This window comes from Geitlerinema calcuttense NRMC-F 0142 (assembly GCF_030285425.1).
Genome location: NZ_JASVEJ010000003.1, coordinates 71,395 through 93,747, shown reverse-complemented (window position 1 = coordinate 93,747; position 22,353 = coordinate 71,395). Strand labels below are relative to the sequence as shown.

Sequence of the window (22,353 nt, the reverse complement as noted above, 5' to 3'; positions counted from 1 at the left end):
AAACAAGGATGAGAGAGCGATCGCACCGAGTTGCAATTATTGGGGCGGGGGTTGTAGGGTGTTTAGTGGCCTATGGTTTGCAAGAGTGTCCCGATGTTGAGGTCATTTGTATTGACAAAGGGCCACCAGAGAATGAGTTGGCGGGTACGGGGTTGAATGTGGGGCCGAATTCGTTGAAAATTCTGCGTCAATTTAGCCCAGAATTAGCAGATAGCTTGCAGGCGGAAGGGGTGAGTTTACCGTGGGAGTCTTGGGTTGCAGGGTTGACGGATGGGACGGTAATTTTTGATTTACCCCTGTCTCAAGTAGCGGAAAATGCGGGTATTCGCATCCGTTGGGCCGAACTCTATCGGCAGTTGCGGCAACCTTTAGGCGATCGCATTCGCTACAATACGATTGCGCTGAGTATGGGGTATCGAGACTCAGATCGGCTGTATCTGGAAATTGAAAACCAGGAAACGGGTATTCGCGAAGCTTTTGAAGATATTGATTTAATTGTGGGCTGCGATGGTCGCTATTCGCAAGTTCGCAGCAGCTTTTTTGGCGGTTCTCCCACTCCCGAACATTTAGGCGTTTGTCTCTATCGCCTGTTGGTTCCCCAGAAAGGCGGGTTAATTGCAGACTATCAGCAATGGTTTTATAACGGTTCGCGGTTGTTGAGTTTTGCCATTCCGGGGGATGAAGTTTATATTGCGGGTTCGTTTCCCCTGGATGCAAGTTTGGAAATTCGCGACGACCAAAAAACGGTGGAATACCTGCGCCAATGTTACACCCCACCCCAAGGGTTAAGCCCGGTTTGTCAGTTCCTGGTGGATGCGGTATGCGAGCATTTAGAAGAGATTCACTGGGCGAGAGTACAGGATATCCCGATTGTATTTGGCGACAAGAGGGGGCGCGTTTTATGTTTGGGGGATGCCTCCCATGCCATGTATCCTACATTAGGACAAGGGGCCTCGCAGGCGTTTGAGGATGGTTGTTATGTAGGGGCCTTGTTGCGTCAAGCCTTGCAAGAAAGTTTAGTTGATTTTCCGGCATTAGTGGCGCGGGTGGAACAGGTGAGGCGCGATCGCATTACCTTTGTACGCCAATTTTCCCGCGAGGCGAGTGACTCCCTGTTAGCCGGATCGCATCCCGTGGCGGAGTTGCAAGCCAAGACGCAACCCGCCTTTTTAGCCAAGCTGAGAAGACTCTATCAGGATACGCCCTTACTCGCAGAAGCGCTGACTTTGGGTGGAAAGAAAGATTCCCCGGCGACATAGCGGCGACTGGGGGACATATCCGGTTCTGGCCCGGTTTCGGCTCGACCTTCAAAGGTGAGTTCTAGCTGAACGCCATTGGGGTCATAGACAAATAATTGCCAAAGGGTGGTACCCGGAACTAAGAATTCGCGCCATTCTAACCCGTGGCGGGCAAACTTTTCGCGAAAGTCATGAAACCCGCTAGCCGTCAGGGAAATATGGTCAATAGCGGCCGTTCCCTGGGGCGCTATCCCCTCGCTTCCCAAGGCAGGACCCCCAGCGTACAGATGAAAAATCGCCTCGCCTACGGGCGTTGTACAGGCTAACCAGGCCCCAGGAAAGCCAAAGTCGGGACGGGGAACCGTTCGCAAACCCAAGATTTCCGTATAAAAGCGAACGGTGGCCTCTAGGTCGTTGGTTTTAATGGCAATGTGAAATAGTCCAGTAATTAGCATAGCTATTTATTCCGGTGAGTTCCATTCTCGCTCAATTCTCTCTAAGTCTTTGACAGCGCCGAGTTTTTGGTAGAGTTGTTGAGCCGTGGTGTAATATTCTTGGGCTGTTTCGGGGTTTCCGCGTTTCCGCCACAGTTGAGCGAGGTCATAATTGATTTCAGCAATTTTATAGCGATCGCCCAATTCGGTTTCCACGTCTAAGTGTTGGCAATACAGGCGCTCGGCTTCGTCCCAATTTCCCCGCTTGCGCTCGATATCTCCCAACTGTCCCCAAGAAGTAGCCATCCCAGAGCGATCGCCCAATTCGGTTCGCAACTGCAAGGTTTGGCGAAACAGGCGTTCAGCTTCATCACGGTTTCCCCTACAGCTCTCGATATATCCCAAATTCTCCCAACAGGTGGCTATCCCGAAGCGATTGTTTAATTCAGTTTGCAACTGCAAAGATCGGTGATATAGACACTTGGCTTCCTCTAAATTTCCCCGAAGATGTTCGATATCTCCGAGACTGAGCCAAGAAGTAGCCATCCCAGAGCGATCGCCCAATTCGGTTCGCAACTGCAAAGATTGGCGAAACAGGCGCTCGGCTTCTTCGCAGTTTCCCCGGCTGCGTTCAATATTTCCCAACTGTCCCCAAGAAGAGGCTATTCCAGAGCGATCTTCTAATTCGGTTTGCAAATGCAAAGATTGGCGAAACAAGCACTCAGATTCTGCCCAATTTCCTCGCTCGTATTCAATATTTCCTAACAGAGCTAGAGAGCTTGCAATTAAAAATTTGTCCTTATAGCGTTTTGCAATATCCAAAGCATCCCTATAGTAGCTTTCTGCTATCTTCCATCTTCCCCAATATTGATATATTTCCCCAAGCGCTTGCAAATAAAAAGGCTGTTTGTCTTTATCTACAAAAGGCAAAATTTGCTTATACAATTTTTCTAATAAATACCAATATCCCCAAGGCTTAAGATATTGTTCTAATCTTCCTATCAGCAAAATAGAAGCTTCTTTATAGTTTCTTAACTTAAAAGCAAAATACTGAGCTTCTAAAACTGGATATAAATCCTCTAAAGTTTTAGGATTCTCAATGCTCTTACCCGTACAGTAAAACTTATAGACTCGTTCCAGTAGTTGCGGCAGTTCTGTTTTATACTCTGTTTGCAGAAATTCCCCAATTAAACGATGCAAGTCATAAAAATACTCGCATCGCTCCTTATCATAGCGGCGCTGAGCTAAGGAACTATTCGCTAAACGTTTAATAATATCTTCAGTCTCTTTAATCTCATCTATGGCAAACTCTACTACTTTTCCTAGAATTGCTCCTAGTTCAAATCGAGCATCAGTTTCCCAATCATCGGTATACAACCGCAGAAACGTTAACCCTTGAACATCAATCCCTACCCGCAATACGCACATCCGCTTTAGCAACTCCCGCGCCGCCTCGCTTTGGCGTTCCAGTTGCGCCCGAATAATCTGTTCGGCTTCTTCCGTCACCAATTCGGGATGCTTGCGGAGATAGCCCGGACTTTCTGCCCCAATTGCAGCTAGTTGGGTCAAAATAAACGCATTGCCTTTCACCCGTTCTGCAATCCACTCTAGATCCGCTTGGCAGTCTTGCGAATCATTTTGGCGCAAAATCTCCACCCCATCCTCATCCGCAACCCCACCTACAGTGCAAACTTCCACTAATTTAGGATTCGGTTTAGGATTGCGACTCCGACGATCCGTTAAATCGTATGGAAACTCGCGACTGGTTATAATAATTGTCGAACAATGGCGACTGTGGGCAAAACTATACAACAACTCGCCCCATTCTGAAGAAACGGCTTTCCCCGCTTCCCGGTGGCTAGCTGGATAGAGAATATCTTCTAAGTTATCCAACACCAGCAAACAACGTTTCTCTGTCAACGCCGCCAAAATCTGAGCAATCTTCGCCTCAGCCGTTTTCAAGAGTTCTGCTGTTTCAACCCCCAACGCCTCTAGCAAAAACGCCGCCACATCATCAAAGCTACTCCCCTGACTCACCTTGAAATACAACGCCGAGTCATAAACGCAGCCCTCCGCTAAACCGGGGGATTGCAACTTGACGCCCAAGGCTTCCAGCAGTTTAACCGCTAAACTCGTTTTCCCAATTCCCCCCTGTCCAATTAGCGCCACCACCTTCGGGGAAGTTTCGGGGGCGAGTATTTTCGCCTTTAACGCTTCTACCAACTCCTCGCGCCCCACCCACACCGGAACCTCTGGAAGGCGTTCTAGACAGAGGATCGCATCTCGTTTAGCAGTGGGTATAACTGGGGAAGTTTCCGTTGGCGGTGAACTTGCAAGAGACTGGGGAGATTGTTTAGTTTGCCATAGATTCTCTAGTTTTTGCAGGTTCTCCGCCGGATTATCCTTACTCCAAAGTTTCAGGGTAAAATTCCAATTTTCAGATCCGCGTGTTTCCTTGCCCCGATGATCCTCTAGGATTTCTAGAAACTTACCTAAATCGTTGTTGAGATGTTCGCCAATCGTGTTCTTGAGTTGCTTCTCGGATGTGTTAGGCGTAGGTTTAAATCCGTCTTTGTCGCCTACTAGGTAGCGTAGCGCTTGCAGTGTCGTGTTAACCACTAGATGCGGCTTACCATTTTTAGCCCACGAAACCTTAAGATTACTAATGCGATCGCTCTGATTTTGCTCATAGTCTAGCAAGGCTTCAACTAATAGCTTGACGCGTTTCTTCGGGATAGGACCATGAGACATCTTCTTCGGCATCAGATTGACAAAGGCTAGGTAAAACAGAGGTTACGGGAAATCAAAGAACCTAGAAAGCGGGTGAGTTAGGTTAAGTCCACCCGACGGGGGTTCAAACCCCCGTCTCATAGCCAAAGTCGTCTGAAGACGACTGGGGAGGAATTTCAGTCCATTTTAATGGACTTCAGCTATTAGCCTGGAGTTTAAACTCCAGGCGGGCTATCGGATTTACCCATCAACCCGATTTGCGTTACCGCCACTCGCAGACAGAACCCGAAATGTTCCGACGGCGCTTTAAACTCCAGGCGGGCTATCGGATATACCCATCAACCCGGTTGACGTTACCGCTACCCGCAGACAGAACCGAAAAAGTTTCGGAAAAGTTTCGGATTCCTGATACCGAAACCCCTCCCCGAAAGTACCCGAATGCAGATAGGATAACGCTTCTGAGCATTGCTTGCCTTCGGGAATCCCCGAAATTTTACAACTGCATCATTGAGTTGGAAGAACCAAGATGCAGATTTCTAAAAAAGCCGTTTTAATTCTAGCGGAAGCAACGCTAACCAGTGCTGTTGGGTTGATTCACGGATGGGCAGGAGTCGTGCTAACCTTTGGAATTGCGATCGCACATATCCGTTTTGACTCTTCTGTGTCTACCCAACCCTACTCTGTTGAACAACCTTTGTCCCAAAAAAGCCCCGAAAACGCCAAACGCCGATTTTGAGGATCGGCGTCTAGTGATTATGGCAAAATCCGATTAAGGGGCAACTTCCGCCATCTCCGCCTGGGGATGAATCCGGCTATCGCTGTGCAGAGTCGCATACAAGCGATTCAGGGCGCTGAGATAGGCATGGGCGGAAGCGACGATAATATCCGTATTGGCTGCATGACCGGAAAAGACGCGATCCTCATATTTTAGGCGAATCGTCACTTCTCCAATTGCATCAATCCCCGCCGTCACCGACTGCACGGAAAACTCAATTAACTGGTTAGGGACATTCACGACGCGATTAATCGCTTTATACACCGCATCTACTGGCCCCGTGCCAATCGCAGCATCGGTGAGTTCTTCTCCAGTAGGCGTGCGGACGGTAACAGTGGCCGTTGGGCTAGAGCGATCGCCGCAGGATACCTGTACTAATTCTAACCGAAACAGTTCCGGGGCTTGTTGAATTTCGTCATTGGCGATCGCCTCTAAGTCCCAGTCGGTAATCTCTTTCTTCTTATCCGCCAAATCCTTAAACTTGACAAACGCCTTATTTAACTCATCCTCACTCAACTCAAACCCCAACTCCCGCAGGCGAGTCCGAAAGGCATTGCGCCCGGAATGTTTACCCAAGACAATCTGATTATCGGTTAACCCAATCGATTGCGCGTCCATAATCTCATAGGTCAACTTATTCTTGAGAACCCCATCTTGGTGAATTCCCGACTCATGGGCGAAGGCATTGGCCCCAACAATCGCCTTATTCGGCTGTACCAGCATCCCAGTTAAACTAGAGACTAGGCGAGAAGTCTTGTAAATTTGGCGCGTATCAATCTGGGTTAAGGGTTCCTCCGACTCCGCCGGACGACCAAAGAAGGGATTATAATATTGACGGCGGACGTGCAACGCCATCACCAACTCTTCTAAGGCTGCATTTCCCGCCCGTTCGCCAATGCCGTTAATCGTGCATTCTAGCTGTCTTGCGCCATTCTTCACCGCTTCCAGGAAGTTAGCCACCGCCAGCCCTAGGTCATTATGCCCGTGAACTGAGATAATCGCTTGGTCAATATTAGGGACATTTTCCTTAATCCCCTTAATCAACGCGCCAAACTCGCTAGGCGTAGTATAGCCGACCGTATCGGGAATATTAATCGTAGTCGCCCCGGCGGCGATCGCTCTTTCAATCACCTGATATAAAAATTCTGGATCGGAACGGCCCGCATCTTCCGGGGAAAATTCCACATCTTCCACAAACGACTTCGCAAACGCCACCATTTCCGGGGCAATTTCCAACACCTCGGCGCGGCTTTTCTTCAGCTTATACTTGAGGTGAATATCGGATGTGGCAATAAAGGTATGAATCCGAGGTCGAAAAGCAGGTTTCAAAGCTTCCGCCGCCGTTTGAATATCCTGGCGCGTCGCCCTGGCTAAACCGCAAATGGTCGGCCCCTCTTCGGTACCCACATTTTGGGCAATTTTCTGAACCGCTTCAAAGTCTCCGCTACTCGCAAAGGGAAACCCAGCTTCAATCACATCTACCCGCAGTCGCGCCAGTTGACGGGCGATGGTCAGTTTTTCATCCACATTCAGGGTCGCCCCAGGGGACTGTTCCCCATCGCGAAGCGTGGTATCGAAAATAATAATACGGTCTGGTGAGCCTTGGTTGTTCATAAGTGCGCGACGGGTCAACATCAAAGAGAATTGACAATTAATATTTTAAGCGGGGAAACCGTGTTTTCGCCTAACGGGAGGGCGGCGATAGGAATTTTTCTAGGTAGGTCTGGGACTGCTAATTTGGGGGATGAAGGGAAAGGGGCTAATAATCCGATTTTTCAATATAAGGTCGCAGGTCGTTGAGGTCAATATAGCGATCGGTGGCGTTTCGCAGTTCTCTAGCAATCATGCCTTCGGTGGAAACAACGGTGATATGAGTATTTTTAGACCTTAGCAGTTCAATCGCCCGTTCAAAGTCGCCGTCCCCACTAAATAATACAACTCGGTCGTATTGTTCGACCGTATTAAACATATCAATAACAATTTCTATATCGAGGTTGGCTTTTTGGGAATAGCGACCGGAGTTGTCGTCATAATATTCTTTGAGGATTTTAGTACGGACGGTATAACCGAGGCTAATTAATGCATCTCGAAATCCCCGTTGGTCTTGAGCATCTTTAATTCCGGTATACCAAAAGGCGTTTACCAGTTCAATCGAGGGTTCAGAGGTGAAATATTCTAACACTCGTCGCGGATCGAAAAACCAGCCATTTTTTTGTTGGGCGTAGAACATATTATTTCCATCTACAAATATGGAAATGCGATTCATAAGACATCCCGACATATTTTTTATACCTAAGATTTGCATGATGACGACTCGCAATTTACTCAAAATTAAAAAGTTAAATTAGCCCCGAACCTGAAATCCACGGCTAACTTTAGTTTTGGCTCGGCGGAACTATAAAATCTGTTGCTAAAATCCGATTGAAATCGCTGCACGATCCGAAAAGGGACTCGCGATTTGCGAATTGCACTGGTTTCAATCGGTTTTTTTTCATAAGCAGGGGTGCGTCCCTAGGGATGCCAAGTTACAAGAGAACTGGCAACCACGGAACGAAAAAAATAGAATTTTGGCAGATTCCTACGTTTAGGATTTTTGCTATAGAGATGTCAACAGTTTTAATAGTTCCAAGCCTATAAAGAGTCCGATTACTTGCTATTACCAAATGACTGGATGAATAGCAAAGGGCGTTACTCCGTAGTCTTAAACTCATTATTGCAGAAAATGCCCCTTTATGACTAGGCGTTTCGGGAGTCTTACCAAATTTTGGGGAACTGAGGAGGGACTCATCCCCTCAAAAAGACGCTTGGCGGATTGACATCAGGAGTTCGATCCCCTACGCTTTGGGTTTGGCAACAATCGGCATCTCAAGATATTTCAATCGTTTGAGGGTCAACCTTGCCTGGGTTCAACAGCGATGAACTTTTGGTGAATTTAACCCAAGCGCGATCGCCCTGTTTTTTAGACTGAGAAAAGACGTTAAAGTTGGCAAAAAGCAGGCTTTGAGCCAATGAATAGAAACAAACAAATGGTTAATACTGAGTTTTTTTTATACTTAAGCCGAGAGAAGGCTTCTAAAAAACGGACAAGACACCTCCAGCAAATTTGTTCAACTGATGACAATAGAGCCAAAAATTTATCCTTTAACTTTAGGAACCGACCGCCGAAGAGGGCGTCTTAGCCAATGACCTCAGACGCGACTCCGCCCAGGCGAGTTCCGAACGGTGGGTTGTTTCACTAGAGGAACCTCAATTTCCCCACAAGGGGTGATGAGCTTTCAACCTAAAACTCATTATAAAAAAGTATAAATACTTGATTCAGATTCAGTGAAGATCGAATCCCAAAAACTGTAAAGTCCAAATCGAGGGTTGCTAACGTTGATATGTCTAAACCCAACTCTGAGCGCATCGCCAGCCTAGCACTCACCGCGTTAGACGCTCAATCAACCGAGAAGTCTGGGATTTGGCAGCGAGCGATTCGGGGACGCAAAACCCATTTAGGAATTCTAGCCTGTGCCTTAGCCAGCGCGATCGCCACCGCCACTGACTTCGGCATCGCTGCCCGTTGGGAACGGCGAGTTCAAACTCTCTTCTTTGAACTGCGGGGTCCGGTTGCTGCCCCAACCAACATCGTTATCCTCGCCATTGACGAACAATCCCTGGCCCAAGGGCAAGCCTACCGCAGCAACCCCGAACAATACGCCGAACTCGAACCCCTGCAAACCTGGCCCTGGCCGCGTGCCACCTATGCCCAAGCCATCGATCGCCTCATGGAAGCCGGGGCAAAAGCCGTAGTCCTCAACCTGCTATTCGACGCCCCTAGCAGCTACGGTAGCGACGACGACGCCCAACTCAAAGAAACCTTTCGGCAATATGGCGATCGCATTGCCCTAGCCGCCAGTTACGAAAACGCCCGCATCCGGCAGGGAAACCTGATCCAACTGATTCAACCCCACGCCCCCTACCGCGCCTACGCCCCCATTAGCGGCACCATTAACTTCTTACTCGAAGGCGATCGCCGCGTCCACCAACTCGGTCGTGCCTTTCCCCAACACCTCGCCAAAGCCTACCCCGATCAAGCCGAACTTTACCAGCAATGGGCCGTCACTACCCCCTCCCTCGCCGAAGCCGCCCTGCAAGCCGCCCAAGTGAGTTATCCCAAACCGCGCGGCAGTCATTTATTCTTCTACGGTCCGGGAGGCAGCTTTGAACATATCCCGTTTTGGCATATCCTCAACGCCGACAACTGGAACACCTACCTGCAAGCGGGTCAATACTTCCGCGACAAAATTGTCTTGATCGGTCCGACGGCTTCCTTGCTGCACAACGTTCAAAGCGCCCCCTTCTCCGGTACCGCCTTCTACCCCGAACAACTATCGGGGGTGGAACTGCACGCCAATGCGATCGCCACCTTAATGCAAAACCGCACCCTCAAACAGGTGGTTCCCCAAACCACCGGAGGCGGCTTGCTCGTATTTATCCTGCTAGCCAGCATTGGCTGGGGGTTAAGCCGTCCCCAAGGCCTGGTGAGTTGCTTGAGTTGGACGTTAGGAATTATCGTGGCTTGGACGATAACCAGCTATCTGTTATTTGTAGCAGCCCTTACCATCGTCCCCACGGCAACTCCCGCGATCGCGATCGCCCTGTGCGGCACGCTTTATAGCGTTGAACGATGGCGCAGGAACGCAACCGCCCCCGCCGAAGCATCCCCCGCCCCGTCAGAATTGCCCCCGGACACCGCCTCAAAGCCGGTCGATGCGCCCAGAGATCTCTGCGGAAATCGCGTTCCGCCTCCCCTCGGCAAACTGATTCAAGACCGCTACTGCATTTTAGAAGTCTTAGGAACCGGAGGATTTGGCGAAACTTATATTGCCGAGGATCGAGGACGACCGGGCAAACCGGAATGCGTGGTCAAACAGCTAAAAATCACCTCCGATGACCCGAAAGTCATGCAAGTGGCACGCCGCTTATTTCATCGGGAAGCCCAAACCCTAGAACAACTCGGTCATCACGATCAAATTCCTCAACTCTATGCCTACTTAGAAGAGGATCGAGAATTTTATCTGGTGCAAGAACTGATTCAAGGAACTCCCCTCAGCAGCGAACTCACCATCGGACAACCCCTATCGGAAATGCGGGTTTTGCGGATTCTCCAGGATCTCCTAAGCGTGCTGGAATTCGTGCATCAGCAAGGGGTGATTCACCGGGATATTAAACCGAGCAATATCATCCGCCGCCAGAGCGATCGCAGACTGGTGCTAATTGACTTTGGGGCCGTCAAGCTGATTAACTCTCAATCCACGGGCAATCTCGCGCAGAACAGTATCACCATTGGCATTGGCACTCGCGGCTATGCCCCTAGGGAGCAATGTTTGGGCAAGCCTTTAATCAACAGCGATCTCTATGCCGTCGGCGCGATCGCCATTCAAGCCCTAACTGGGTTGCCCGTCAATTCCTTACAGGATGACCCCAAAACGGGGGAATTGATCTGGCAGCATCAATCTAAGACCAGCAACGAATTAGCCGTCATCATTAATCAGATGGTGCGCGTCGATTGTCGCCAGCGCTACCAAACAGCCCACGAAGTTTTACAAGACTTGCAACCCCTGCTGGACGCTTTACCTACCGATGCGATCGCCGCCGAGTTACCTACGCGAGCATTCGATGACTCAGACTCCTCGAACCCGACCCGACCTTGGACGCTGAGTGCCGTTTCTCAAGACCCTTTGGTCACTGCCCCAGAAGTGCCGTTCCCCTCCAACAACGAGTAGTTCACGCTTTCAATTGCGCGATCGCCTCTACGAGTTCTTCGGGGTTGGCGGGTTTGGCTAAATGGATTTGAAAGCCTGCGCTGATTGCTTGTTGGCGGTTCGCTTCGCCTGCATAGGCCGTCAGCGCGATCGCCGGAATCCGATTTCCTTGCTCGCGGATCTGTCGAATTAGTCGATAACCATCCACCTGGGGCATACTAATATCGCTGACCAGCACGTCAAAATTGTCGAATTTCAACGCTTGCAAAGCGCCTTCGGCCGAGTCTGCAACCCCAACGCTTGCCCCATACTCTTCGAGTAAAAACCTGAGAAACTGCCGCATATCTGCCTCATCATCCACCACCAAAATCTTCATTCCCCGTAAATGGATGTGGGGAAGCAGGGTTTTAGCGCGACTGCGAGGGCGCGATCGCTTCTCTGAAAGCGGTAAGCGGACAGTAAAGGTGGCCCCTAAACCCAACCCGGAACTCTCGACGGTAATGGTTCCGCCGTGCAATTCCACTAAATGATGCACGATCGCTAGCCCCAAACCCAATCCCCCCGAAGCGCGGGTCAGGGTTCCATCTTCCTGGCGGAAATACTCAAAAACATGGGGTAAAAACTCTGGAGAAATGCCTTGGCCCGTATCGCTGACGGTAACTTGGGCGTCACGTTCTACTTGCTCCAACCGGATATTCACCTGTCCGCCTGGTGGGGTAAACTTGACGGCATTGGCTAACAGATTCCAAATCACCTGTTGCAGGCGGTTAGCATCGCCCATCACGCAGCCAACATGGGGCTGAAAGTGCGTTTGCAGGTTAATGGACTTGGCTTCGCAGGCTAAACGCACCGTATCGATGGCGACTCCAATAATGGTCGCTAAATCCACCGAATGCGCTTCTAGGTTCAATTTTCCCCGCAGAATCCGCGAAACATCTAGCAAATCTTCGATTAATTTCGTTTGTAATTTGGCATTGCGTTCGATGGTTTCTAAGGCCCGTTTGGTGGTTTCTGGGTCTAATGGGCGCGTTTGCAAAATTTGCGACCAACCGATAATCGGGTTGAGGGGCGTTCGCAATTCGTGAGATAAGACGGCGAGAAACTCGTCTTTAATTCGGTTGGCGGCTTCGGCGGCTTCGCGGGCGGCTTCGCTGGTGACTCTGGCGGCTTGTTCGCGGCTGAGAAGTTCTGCGAGTTCGGTTTCCACTTGTTTGCGATCGCTAATATCGACGCACAGCAAAGAAAGACCATCTGGAAAGGGATACACGCGCAGTTCAAACCACCGATTTTGCAACGGGCAATAACGTTCAAAATACCGCACCTTTTGCTCGATCATGGCTTGCCGAAGTTGGCTAGCACAAGCCATTTCGTTAAAGCTAGGGGTGGCTTGCCAAATGGGTTGACCGAGCAATTCAGCCTCGGTTTTGCCAAACAGTTGAGTGGCTGGCGGATTGACATAGGTATAGCACCATTGACGATCCAGCATCATGAACGCATCGTTGAGGCTGGCCAGCACTCGTTCTAAGCGATTTCTGGATTCTTGGGCTTCAACTTGCAAGGTTTTGAGGCGGCGTTCGCTCATCAAGCGCGAGGTGGTTTCCTGTACGGCAATAAAGATGCCATCCACTTGACCCGTCTCCCCGTAGATGGGGGCATAAGAAAAGGTAAAGTAGCATTCTTCTAAATAACCTTGACGGTTGAGCCACAGGAGTTGATCTTCCGACCAAGTGGCTTCTCCAGTGGTTCTAACGTTATCTAATAGGGGGCCGGCAAAGTCCCAGACTTCTGACCAACATTCGCGCCCTCGCTGTCCTAGCGCCTGGGGGTGTTTGTTCCCGGCAATTGGAATATAAGCATCGTTATAAAAGTGAATGTATTCGGGCCCCCAGAGGATTTGCATGGGAAATTGCGAAGACAGCAAAATGCTCAGGGCGATCCGCAAATTCTGCGGCCAGGTGGCGATCGCGCCGAGGGGGGTTGCCGACCAGTTGCGAGTGCGGATGCGATCGCTCATCTCGCCAGAGCAAGAAAACAAAGGGTCGGAAACCGCAACTTGTCCGTCAAAACTCATAGATTTTGCTCCCATTCGCTTTGGGTCTCCACAAAAAAGGCGATCGCCCCTGTAATTCTCAAGGGGTGGGCGTTTACAGAAGACTGTCAAATTTGGAGCCACACAAGCGAGTTGACAGATGGATTCCCCTTAGTTCCTCGCTGAAGACGGGAATTAGACTGGAAATTGCTTGAAAATCAACTTTATCCACAAAACTGAGAACAGCAACTCACGGCTCCCAGATTCACCCAAGCGGCGCTAGACTCACAAATTCCAAGGCGGGCAAGCTGATAATTCTATCTTGAGAAAGATAGACAGAGGTCTGTGAAAATGTTAGCGCATTCACTCTCAGTTGGATAGCGTTTGCACACACTTTACAAAGCGCTGGCAGAAATCAGCAGAAATGACTATTTTTTTAGAGTTCAAAAGGATAATAAAATATGAAGTTGGCAAAGTTGGGATCGGTAGAGATTGTCTATGGCTCACGCTCACGTCATCGGACTGGGAAAATCAGGTCTTGCAGCAGCACGCCTCCTGCAACGGGAAGGATGGCAAGTTAGCGCGAGCGATCGCAATACCTCTGCCCCCTTGCAACAACAACAGCAGCAGCTTCAATCTGAAGGCATTCCCGTTTATCTGGGATCGGACTTCAACTTAGAAGCTAGCGGCGAGTTGCCCCAGTGCATTGTCGTCAGTCCGGGAGTTCCTTGGGATGTACCTGTCTTGGTACAAGCCAGAACGTTGGGAATTGAAGTTTTGGGTGAAGTTGAACTGGCTTGGCGTCATTTAAAACAGATTCCCTGGGTTGGCATTACGGGAACCAACGGCAAAACCACCACAACTGCCCTAGTCGCTGCGATTTTTCAAACCGCCCAACTGAATGCGCCAGCCTGCGGCAACATTGGGCGTGCCATTGGAGAACTCGCTCTGGCTGCAACCGACTCCTCTAAAAAACCTCTGGATTGGGTCATCGCAGAAATTAGCAGCTATCAGATTGAATCTTCCCTCACCCTAGCACCTGAAATTGGAGTCTGGACAACTTTTACCCCCGATCACCTCAACCGTCACAAAACGCTCTCAAATTACTACAACATTAAGGCAAGCTTGCTGAAGCGATCGCGCTGGCAAGTGTTTAACGGCGACGATCCCTATCTGCGCCAAATGGGGTTAACCCAGTGGCAAGAGGCAATTTGGACGAGTACGGCTGGTAAAGAAAATCTCTTGGGCGATCGCGATCGCGGCGTCTACCTAGAAGAGGGATGGGTCATTGCTCAAGGCGAGCCGATTGTCCGGGCGGATGCGTTAAAAATGGTAGGGGCGCACAATCAGCAAAATTTGTTAATGGCGGTGGCGGTTGCGCGACTCGCCGGAATTGACAAGAGCGCGATCGCTCAAGCCATTGCAGAATTTCCAGGGGTTCCCCACCGTCTAGAAACCATCCGCACCCTCGACGGGATTGTTCTGATTAACGATAGCAAAGCCACGAACTACGATGCGGCCCAGGTTGGGTTAGCCGCCGTTAGCGAACCCGTGATTTTAATTGCGGGAGGAGAAGCCAAAGAAGGCGACGATACCGCGTGGTTAGAGACCATTAAAGCGAAAGCCGCCGCCGTCTTACTTATTGGCGAAGCTTCTGAACTGTTCGCCAAGCGCCTCGCTGAGGTAGGTTATACCGCCTTTGAGCAGGTGGAAACCCTCGAAAACGCAGTTCCCCAAGGATTGGCTTTAGCCAAGCAATATCAAGCAAAAGGGGTCTTGCTCTCACCGGCTTGTGCCAGTTTTGACCAATTCCAAAACTTTGAACAAAGAGGCGATCGCTTCCGCGAGTTATGTCTTCTGTTAAGTGCTTCGCGATGAGTGCTAAGGCCCAGATATAAAAAGCGATCGCCAAATCATGCATCAGTTGGCGATCGCAGATGTAGGTGTAACGTCAAAACTAAATGAAAGGGAAGCAGAAATCAACGGTGTAGAGATTGTGGAGATTTCGCAGACTTAGTTATAAGAAATGCGTTGGAACTCTTTGCGTTTTTCTCTGCGGGTCGCTTGCAAAACTTTAATATAGGAAATGGGGACAACAACGGGCCAGAGTACGGTTGCCACGCCTAGCACAATTCGCGAGATCAAAATATCTTCTTCGTCTAGGTTGGGCTGGTCGCGTTTAAAGGCGTCATACCAGTTTTGAAAGAATGTCACGCCGAGTAGGAGATAAACAGACGCTAGACCAACTTGTAGTAAGCTCATCGCTTGACCATCCCTGTTGTTGATATTTATAACTTACGCTAGATAGCAACGCCTCACAACAGAAAATATACAGAAAAGCAATTCCGCTCCCCTAGAATTCCCCCCAAATACTCAGGGGAAATACTGAAAAAAAGGGGGTGGGAATCGCCAAAAAGTATTTTTACCGATCTAAAATTTAGGTTAAAATGGGTGGGCTAATTTGTCACCTTTCTATCCCTTGAGCGATCGCGCCCGACATTCACCCCCGACGACAACCGAACCCTATGCTTGGTTAGCTTCGAGTTTAGAAACCATTCACCAAGCGAACTGGTATCGCTCCGTACAGCCTTTAGACAGTCTTCCCGGTTGCATTGTCCAAAGTCAAGGGCAATCGTGGATTAACTTTGCCAGCAATGATTATTTGGGTTTAGCGGGCGATCCGCGTTTGATTGCAGCCGCGATCGCCGCAACTCGCGCCTGGGGAACGGGCAGTACGGGTTCGCGCCTGTTAACCGGACATCGCCCGTTACACCGACAATTAGAAGAAGCGATCGCCCAACTCAAGCAAACTGAAGACGCCCTAGTTTTCAGTTCGGGCTATTTAGCCAACCTGGGCGCGATCGCGGCTGTCGTAGGGAAGCGAGACTTAATCTTGAGCGATCGCTACAACCACTCCAGTCTCAAAAACGGGGCAATTCTCAGCGGCGCAACAATTCAAGAATATCAACACCTAGACTTAGCAGACCTAACCCTACAACTGCAACAGCACCGCCAGCACTATCGGCGCTGTCTGATCGTCACCGATAGCGTGTTTAGCATGGATGGGGATGTCTGCCCTCTCCCGCAACTGCTCGATCTGGCGACAGAATACAACAGTATGCTCCTGATCGATGAAGCCCACGCTACAGGCGTCTTTGGCGAAAGCGGGGCGGGTTGTGCTGAATATTTCAACTGTACGGGAAAGCCGATGATTCAGGTGGGAACCCTGAGTAAAGCCCTAGGGAGTTTGGGGGGATATGTTGCAGGTTCAGCCCCCTTAATTGACTTTTTACGCAACCGCGCCCCCAGTTGGATTTATACAACAGCCCTAACGCCCGCAGATACCGCAGCCGCCCTAGCCGCCGTGGAAATCTGCCGCCGAGAACCCCAGCGCCGCCAGCAGCTTTGGCAAAATGTCGCGCAATTTAAGCACTTATTAGCCACCCAACTCCCCCAGGCGGTATTGCTTCCTTCCGACTCTCCAATTTTATGCTTGCAACTGGCAAACCCCGCCCAAGCCTTACAAGTCGGTCATTTGCTCAAGCAGGCGGGTATTTTTGCCCCTGCCATTCGCCCTCCGACTGTCACCACCAGCCGCATCCGCATTTCTTTAATGGCAACCCATACCTCCGAACAGTTGCAGCAACTCGTAGATGCGCTTCAATCTATGGAGATTTATAGCTAGCAACGCGGATTGTTAATTCAGCTTGTTGGGGGTTGCGCGTAAATATAAATGCGCCTTCCTGACGTTCATCGCTAGCCAAAAAGTCAATTTGTTGCTCGCCAGACTCTAGGAGGCTGCCATTAACGCGCAACTCTGCAATCACTTGCACGGCTTCTGCGGTTGTTCCACCGCTATTAAGGACCGAAAAAGGAACGTAATATTGTCCCAAGTCGGTTCGGATCGAGGAACTGGTGTTGACGTTGAGAATGGGGGGGCTATCTTGTTGAGTTCGCCATTCATTGAGGGTTAGCCCCACTACCCCTAATAGAATTAGGGTTGCCACAATAAAGGTAATCCATTCGGGGAGCGATCGCGCCTGTTGGAAATCGGAGTTCATACCGCTAACCTCCCGGCGGCTCCGCCAATACTCGCGGGCAATCCTAAAATTAAGCTATATCTCAGCCATAGCGAGGCGGGAACGTTAGGACCGAGTTTGTGAAAAAATAACAGCATCAACAGGCTGACGCCTAGAGAGACTAAATAAGCCATAATGGTTTCGCTCATTGGGCGTTGAAAGATTCCCCGCTGCTGTCGGCGTTTTGCCTGGTTTGTAAATCCTGCAACAAAGACAATGCTATAGGAAATCAGCAAAGACGCCGCAATGAGGGCTAGCAGGGAAAGCGGTGTCGCCGCTGCCGATAGCATTGGGACTTCATCAGTGGGGGCGATATTAAAAGCAATGACTAAAGCGCCGGTAAGGGTTGCCCCAATTTCTTCTAAGGTGGCGTTCAGGCGGGCGGGTTTGGGGTTTTCTGTGCTTTCAGTAGAGGCATAGCGATCGCCGCTTAAAAATGCTTTAGACAACCCTACCCCAATCGAAAAGGGGACGCTTTCTAAAACCAGTTTACCCAAAGCTTCGTTTAGGGGCGTAAACAGGGTAATTTCCTGTAACAGAACTAATAGGCACGTCGCGCAAATTAGCCCCAATGCTAAAGCCTCAACGCTTTCGGCAAAGTAGGCAAAAAATTGGTGCTGGCGAGTGCGGCGAAAACCTTCAGTGCGCGTTAGCCAGAACACAATCCCTAAAGTTAGACCTAAAATGATTAACATTTCCGCCGGAGTCAGGGTAGAACCGATCCACCACACTTCCATCGTATAAACCAGGGGAATCCCGAATAAGAAACCACCGGAACATCCCCGTACTAAGTCATCTAACTCTTTTAACCAAGCATTGGCTTGTTGTTTGCGTTTCCTAGGCATCGAACTATAGCAAAGTGCTGAGTGCTGAGTGCTGAGTGCTTCCGCGTAGCGGTGTTAAAACGGAGTGAGTCTCATCTTTTGAGGAGTTTAGTCTGTCCTAACCTTACGGAGTACAGCTATCTTAGAAAAAGAATGCACACAACAGCCTTAACTGTTGTGCGCTTTAATACATTTTTCCTCAATTTAGAACGCGCGAATCACGCCTAAAAATCCGGCCAAAGCCGATAACCCGGCTGAAACGGTTGCCGTACCGAACAGCCACCAAGCAGCAGATGCAGCCGCCTTGCGGGTTTCTTCGACTTGGCGTTGTGCTTGTAGTTTTACTTCGTCTAGACGACGTTGGGTTTCGAGTTGAATTCGTTCCGCCCGTTGCAGTACGGAAGTTCTTGCCATTTCAATGCGATCGACAATGCGGTTAGCATCTGCTTGGGAGATATCCTCGCGAGAACTGAGAACGGCGACTAGGGTATCGCGGTTAAAGTGGCTGAGGCGATCGCGCAGAGCATCAAACCCACTTTGCGGATCGTCAAACAGCTTGCGAACATCGCGCATAATCCCGTCGTAGTTCAATTCCGGTCGATCCAGAGAATTGAGATAGGTGCGGATGCGGACGAAAACATGGTCGATAGCATCTTGAATTCGGTGTTGAATGGCCCGAATTTGATCGACGAACTGATCGCGAACGCTGAGAATTTGATCGACAAAGCGGTTCGCTTCTTCCTCCGAGATATCTTGTCGCTGAGAGAGCAACGCCACCAGGGTAGCGCGATCGAACTGCTTGAGGCGATCGGTTAAACTCTCAATTCCTACCCGTGGATCGTGCATCAACAGGCTGAGATCGCGTTTGATGGCTCTGGGATTGAGTTCCTCTTTCTCGGTATTTGCCAGATACTGTTCGATGCTGGTTTGGAAATCGTACAACTGTCTTTGCGTCCGAGTCGCCAGACGGCGCGGCGCTTTCACTAGGGTGCGAATGCTTTGTTGCAGTTGGTCAATAGTGCGATTGACTTCTGCTTCTGTCAAGTCACCTCGTTGGGTGAGCAGTTTAACAAAGGTATCGCGATCCATTTGCGCTAGGCGGTTGCGAATGGCGATCGCGCCTGCTTGCGGGTTATTCACCAACAAGTTTAAGTCGCGTTGAATTCCTGCGGGATTCAATTCAGATTTACCCGTCGAACGGAGATAATCGGCGATCGCGCTCGTGGCATCATCGTACTGTTCTTTGGCCTTCGTCGTCAGAATTTGGGGAGCGTGAATCACGTTATCCCAAACCCCTTCTGCTTGGTCGAGAACTTGGTTAATTTCCGCTTCGCTTAAGTCTTGGCGTTGAACCAACAACTGCACCAGGGTATCGCGATCGAACTGAGATAAGCGTCCGCGCAGCAGATCTGCTCCCAACGCCGGATCTTGTAACAGCACCTTGAGATCGCGCTCAATTCCGGCCGGATCGAGTTCCGACTTCCCAGTGTGGCGTAAATAATCGGCAACTTTTTGTTGAGTCGTCGTCAGTTGCGCCTTCACCTGTTCGTCAAGTCGTTGCGATTCAAACAGAACGCGATCGCGAATTTCAATCAACTGAGTCAGAATTGCATCTTTTTCCTCAATCGAGAGATCCTCGCGGGAAGCCAACAGCGTCGCTAACGTCGCGCGGTCATATTGAGCCAGCCGTCTCTGAAGTTGTTCGTAGTCGCTATCAGAATCTTCTAATAACGCTTGCACCGAGCGTTGATTGTCCTCTGGCGAGAGCAGTCGCAGCTTGGGGGTGTGGCGCAAGTAGGTTTCTAAGCGGATTCGCAACTCAGCCGCTTTTTCCTGTTCTTCCGCCGTCCGCACCGTGTACAAGACGCTGCGGCGAATAGTTTCCAATTGGCTGGCGATCGCTTGAATTTGGGCTTGGGTAAACAAACCCTTCTGCGTCAGTAAGTCTACAAACTCTTGACGGCGAATCGGTTCGAGTTCTGAGCGAATGGCGCTGGGATCGGCTTGCGGATCGTAAAGCACCTCGCGAAATTCTTGTTCTAGGATGGCGGGTTTGAGTTGCCAGGGATAAGCATTGAGCAGGTAATTTTCAATATCGGTGCGGATCGTGTTGTAAGAAACAATATGCTGACCGCTAACTTCTACCGCGACTCGATCGGCTTGGTCAGTGACGCGATCGCGAGCTTGTTTAATTTGCTCTACAATCTTGGCAACATCGAGATCGGAAAAATCCGTCCGACCTAAAACCAAGCCCATCAGGGCATTTAAACCCATTTGTTGAGCTTGAGCCATCATCCCCATTTCTTCGGAGTCTTTAGACCCTTCCCCAGAACCATTAGAGCGCAGTTCGGCGATCAACTCGTCTAACTTGCTAGACACTTGATCCGAAACAATTTGGCCGGGTGCAGCAGACTTGAGATAGTCTACTAACTCCGCCATTGCATCCCGTTTGGGTGCTTGTTTCACCGTTTGGTTCCAAGCATCTTCGAGTTGATCGACTACTCGATCGATATCGCGCTTCGACAAATCGGTACGCGCGCTCACCAGATCGACAAAAGCCTGACGGTCAATTTTCTGTAAAGCTTCACCTTGAGCAATATCTTTAAGATCCACATCGCCGAGAATCTTATCAAACTCGGAGCGAATCTGCCGCAGATCTAACTCTGGCGGACGGATCGCTTGGATGTAATCTTCAACTTGTTCGCGCAGTCCTTCTGGATCGATTGCGCCAGTGAGTTCGCGGCGAACAGCAGCGGCGGCGGCTTCTGCGGTTGCAACGACCTGGTTGCTCGCTGTTTTTGCGCCAATGGCGGCTGTGGCTGTGCCAAGCAGGGCCTGGACGCCAGAGGTGGCCGTATTAATCACAGAACCAATAAATGACCCAACCGTGGTGGAACTGACCCAAACTAATAGGGAAAAATAAGCTCCCCAAATCACGAGTCCGATAATTGCACCAATGGCTGGACTGGCAATCAGACTCAGTTTAACGGCTAAGTAACACGCGACAAATAAGGCGATGCTGACGCTGACTAGCGTACCTAAACCTAGCCAAAAGCCAACTTTGCCAAGCGTGTCATCTAAATCGGCATCGCTTTTATTGCTGTCTCTATCGCGATCGGAACTCCGCTTGTCTGGATCTCCGCCAGCTAAAGATAAAGCGGCACCTACTCCTAAGTTGGTTAAAAGCAGTTGAAAAGCAAAAGCTAGCACTAATCCTGAAATTAGCGCTGCAAAAATTTGTGGCCCAGAAAAGACTAAGGCTGCGTCTTCAGGTCTGGGAGTAATGGTTGGATCGATCACGGGTGCTGTCTGTGCAAATGGCATCGATCCACCGATCAGTCTCAGTGCTATGGCTGCACTCTGAAACATCGTCTTTCCCTCGTATGTGATTGCGTTTGCCCCGTATTAGACATGACAGTTACCAGAAGCGACCCAATAGCCAGCACAGATCTCCCCAGATGTGTGTCTGAGGGGGTGGGCTTGGAAACATCAAGTTTCCTATCTAACACGAGAAACTGAGGTACCGTGAGGCCACCGGAACTGTATGCGCTCGACTAGAATCTCTGGTCGGTCGCTAGAGGCCAGCCAAAAGTGAGATGATGAGGTTTGCTGAACTAGAGCAATCAATCCCTGCACTTCTAGCCTTCGGAGCGTCAAACAGTTTGCTCCTGATACCTTAGAATCTCTTGAGAAGTGAGGGCTACACATCCCCCCCAGGTTTGAATCCGGCTGTTGTCTGAGGGTAGAATTCACCAAAGAGCTTAGATTTAGTAGTTTTTGGGATACAATCCGGCTTGTTGGGTAGCCGCTAGGGCGATCGCTCTGGGCAAAATTCGGTGTTCCTGAATTTGCACTCTAGCATGGAGCGTTTCGGCCGTATCATCCGGTAAAATGGGCACCGCTGCTTGCATTAAGATTGGCCCGGCATCCACTTCTAAACGTACCAGATGAACGGTGCAACCTGTAATTTTGACCCCGGCTGCTAATGCTTGTTCAATGGCATTTATTCCCCGGAAACTGGGCAGCAAGCTAGGATGAATATTGATGACTTTGTTAGGGAAAGCATCGATTAAAATGGGGGTGGCTTTTCGCATCCAACCCGCCATAATTACCCAATCAACATCGAATTGGCGTAGATTATCAACAATTTTGGCATCAAATTCTTCGCGGTTGGTGTAATCTCGATGATTAAGGAAGACGGTGGGAACAGACCAGCGTTGCGCTCTAGCCGCAACCTTGGCACCGGGGTTATTGTAAATGAGTACCTGAATCTTAGCGCTCAGTTGTTGAGCGGCGATCGCTTGAATTAACGCTTCAAAGTTAGTCCCACTTCCAGAGGCTAATACGCCTAACTTTAAGGGTGACTCTGGATCGAGCGCAGGCAAGAACTCATCAGGTACAATTAAGCTCGCTGGAGTTGAGTCAATAAAGTCAGACATTCCCAAATCGATACATCTCTATTTCATTGTTCTTAGTTGACTATAACGGTTATTGGTT

At 49.9% G+C, this 22,353-nt stretch carries 15 protein-coding genes; 5 read left to right on the top strand and 10 right to left on the bottom strand.

Annotated features, from left to right (window positions below):
* A partial coding sequence (locus QQ055_RS01135; RefSeq protein ID WP_286004089.1) for an FAD-dependent oxidoreductase occupies positions 1-1,259 on the top strand: 1,259 nt, incomplete at its 5' end.
* Here QQ055_RS01135 and QQ055_RS01130 read toward each other — a convergent pair.
* The gene (locus QQ055_RS01130; RefSeq protein ID WP_286004088.1) at positions 1,193-1,693 is read right to left on the bottom strand and encodes a VOC family protein; all 501 of its coding nucleotides are present in this window, start codon (positions 1,691-1,693) and stop codon (positions 1,193-1,195) included. The genes QQ055_RS01135 and QQ055_RS01130 overlap by 67 nt on opposite strands.
* Positions 1,694-1,699: 6 nt before the next feature.
* Positions 1,700-4,423, bottom strand: a complete 2,724-nt coding sequence (locus QQ055_RS01125) for a tetratricopeptide repeat protein (protein WP_286004087.1) — start codon at positions 4,421-4,423, stop codon at positions 1,700-1,702.
* A gap of 505 nt (positions 4,424-4,928) precedes the next feature.
* Between QQ055_RS01125 and QQ055_RS01120 the strand changes: the two genes are divergently transcribed.
* A complete protein-coding gene (locus QQ055_RS01120; protein ID WP_286004086.1) occupies positions 4,929-5,138 on the top strand; it encodes a hypothetical protein in 210 nt (69 codons plus the stop codon).
* Between the two features lie 33 nt (positions 5,139-5,171).
* Here QQ055_RS01120 and QQ055_RS01115 read toward each other — a convergent pair whose 3' ends face one another.
* Positions 5,172-6,791 carry a 2-isopropylmalate synthase gene (locus QQ055_RS01115; protein WP_286004085.1) on the bottom strand — a complete coding sequence of 540 codons (1,620 nt, stop codon included), beginning with the start codon at positions 6,789-6,791 and terminating at the stop codon, positions 5,172-5,174.
* A 145-nt stretch (positions 6,792-6,936) separates the two neighbouring features.
* Positions 6,937-7,443 carry a LabA-like NYN domain-containing protein gene (locus tag QQ055_RS01110; RefSeq protein ID WP_190567139.1) on the bottom strand — a complete coding sequence of 169 codons (507 nt, stop codon included), beginning with the start codon at positions 7,441-7,443 and terminating at the stop codon, positions 6,937-6,939.
* A gap of 1,114 nt (positions 7,444-8,557) precedes the next feature.
* Between QQ055_RS01110 and QQ055_RS01105 the strand changes: the two genes are divergently transcribed.
* Entirely contained in the window at positions 8,558-10,945 is a 2,388-nt protein-coding gene (locus QQ055_RS01105) for a serine/threonine-protein kinase (protein WP_286004084.1), read from the top strand.
* A gap of 1 nt (position 10,946) precedes the next feature.
* On the opposite strand, the gene QQ055_RS01100 is transcribed toward QQ055_RS01105, so the two are convergent.
* Positions 10,947-13,010, bottom strand: coding sequence for a hybrid sensor histidine kinase/response regulator (locus QQ055_RS01100; RefSeq protein ID WP_286004083.1), 2,064 nt, complete (start codon positions 13,008-13,010; stop codon positions 10,947-10,949).
* Positions 13,011-13,451: 441 nt separating this feature from the next.
* Here QQ055_RS01100 and murD point away from each other — a divergent pair, with 441 nt between their 5' ends.
* Positions 13,452-14,831, top strand: coding sequence for a UDP-N-acetylmuramoyl-L-alanine--D-glutamate ligase (gene murD / locus QQ055_RS01095; protein ID WP_286004082.1), 1,380 nt, complete (start codon positions 13,452-13,454; stop codon positions 14,829-14,831).
* Between the two features lie 135 nt (positions 14,832-14,966).
* Here the strand turns inward: murD and QQ055_RS01090 are convergent, their stop codons facing one another.
* A complete protein-coding gene (locus tag QQ055_RS01090; protein WP_286004081.1) occupies positions 14,967-15,215 on the bottom strand; it encodes a hypothetical protein in 249 nt (82 codons plus the stop codon).
* Positions 15,216-15,414: 199 nt separating this feature from the next.
* On the opposite strand from QQ055_RS01090, the gene bioF reads away from it, so the two are divergent.
* On the top strand, positions 15,415-16,638 hold the full coding sequence (gene bioF / locus QQ055_RS01085) for an 8-amino-7-oxononanoate synthase (RefSeq protein ID WP_286004080.1): 1,224 nt from the start codon (positions 15,415-15,417) through the stop codon (positions 16,636-16,638).
* On the opposite strand, the gene QQ055_RS01080 is transcribed toward bioF, so the two are convergent.
* From QQ055_RS01080 to purN, 4 genes are all read right to left on the bottom strand, one after another.
* Positions 16,619-17,014, bottom strand: a complete 396-nt coding sequence (locus QQ055_RS01080; protein ID WP_285963044.1) for a TIGR02588 family protein — start codon at positions 17,012-17,014, stop codon at positions 16,619-16,621. The genes bioF and QQ055_RS01080 overlap by 20 nt on opposite strands.
* Positions 17,011-17,877 (bottom strand): TIGR02587 family membrane protein, encoded by an 867-nt coding sequence (locus tag QQ055_RS01075; RefSeq protein ID WP_286004079.1) that lies wholly within the window; start codon positions 17,875-17,877, stop codon positions 17,011-17,013. The genes QQ055_RS01080 and QQ055_RS01075 overlap by 4 nt, the downstream gene beginning before the upstream one ends.
* A 183-nt stretch (positions 17,878-18,060) precedes the next feature.
* A complete protein-coding gene (locus QQ055_RS01070; RefSeq protein ID WP_432805988.1) occupies positions 18,061-21,225 on the bottom strand; it encodes an MFS transporter in 3,165 nt (1,054 codons plus the stop codon).
* 398 nt (positions 21,226-21,623) lie between these two features.
* The gene (gene purN / locus QQ055_RS01065; RefSeq protein WP_069969894.1) at positions 21,624-22,295 is read right to left on the bottom strand and encodes a phosphoribosylglycinamide formyltransferase; all 672 of its coding nucleotides are present in this window, start codon (positions 22,293-22,295) and stop codon (positions 21,624-21,626) included.
* Positions 22,296-22,353 lie beyond the last annotated feature (58 nt).

Excerpts from the sequence above, each read along its gene's own strand:
- QQ055_RS01110 (WP_190567139.1), bottom strand. The coding sequence starts at position 7,443 with ATGAATCGCATTTCCATATTTGTAGATGGAAATAATATGTTCTACGCC.
- QQ055_RS01090 (WP_286004081.1), bottom strand. The coding sequence starts at position 15,215 with ATGAGCTTACTACAAGTTGGTCTAGCGTCTGTTTATCTCCTACTCGGC.
- QQ055_RS01070 (WP_432805988.1), bottom strand. The coding sequence starts at position 21,225 with ATGTTTCAGAGTGCAGCCATAGCACTGAGACTGATCGGTGGATCGATG.
- QQ055_RS01105 (WP_286004084.1), top strand. The coding sequence starts at position 8,558 with ATGTCTAAACCCAACTCTGAGCGCATCGCCAGCCTAGCACTCACCGCG.
- QQ055_RS01075 (WP_286004079.1), bottom strand. The coding sequence starts at position 17,877 with ATGCCTAGGAAACGCAAACAACAAGCCAATGCTTGGTTAAAAGAGTTA.
- QQ055_RS01115 (WP_286004085.1), bottom strand. The coding sequence starts at position 6,791 with ATGAACAACCAAGGCTCACCAGACCGTATTATTATTTTCGATACCACG.
- QQ055_RS01080 (WP_285963044.1), bottom strand. The coding sequence starts at position 17,014 with ATGAACTCCGATTTCCAACAGGCGCGATCGCTCCCCGAATGGATTACC.
- QQ055_RS01100 (WP_286004083.1), bottom strand. The coding sequence starts at position 13,010 with ATGGGAGCAAAATCTATGAGTTTTGACGGACAAGTTGCGGTTTCCGAC.
- murD (WP_286004082.1), top strand. The coding sequence starts at position 13,452 with ATGGCTCACGCTCACGTCATCGGACTGGGAAAATCAGGTCTTGCAGCA.
- QQ055_RS01125 (WP_286004087.1), bottom strand. The coding sequence starts at position 4,423 with ATGTCTCATGGTCCTATCCCGAAGAAACGCGTCAAGCTATTAGTTGAA.
- QQ055_RS01130 (WP_286004088.1), bottom strand. The coding sequence starts at position 1,693 with ATGCTAATTACTGGACTATTTCACATTGCCATTAAAACCAACGACCTA.
- QQ055_RS01120 (WP_286004086.1), top strand. The coding sequence starts at position 4,929 with ATGCAGATTTCTAAAAAAGCCGTTTTAATTCTAGCGGAAGCAACGCTA.
- purN (WP_069969894.1), bottom strand. The coding sequence starts at position 22,295 with ATGTCTGACTTTATTGACTCAACTCCAGCGAGCTTAATTGTACCTGAT.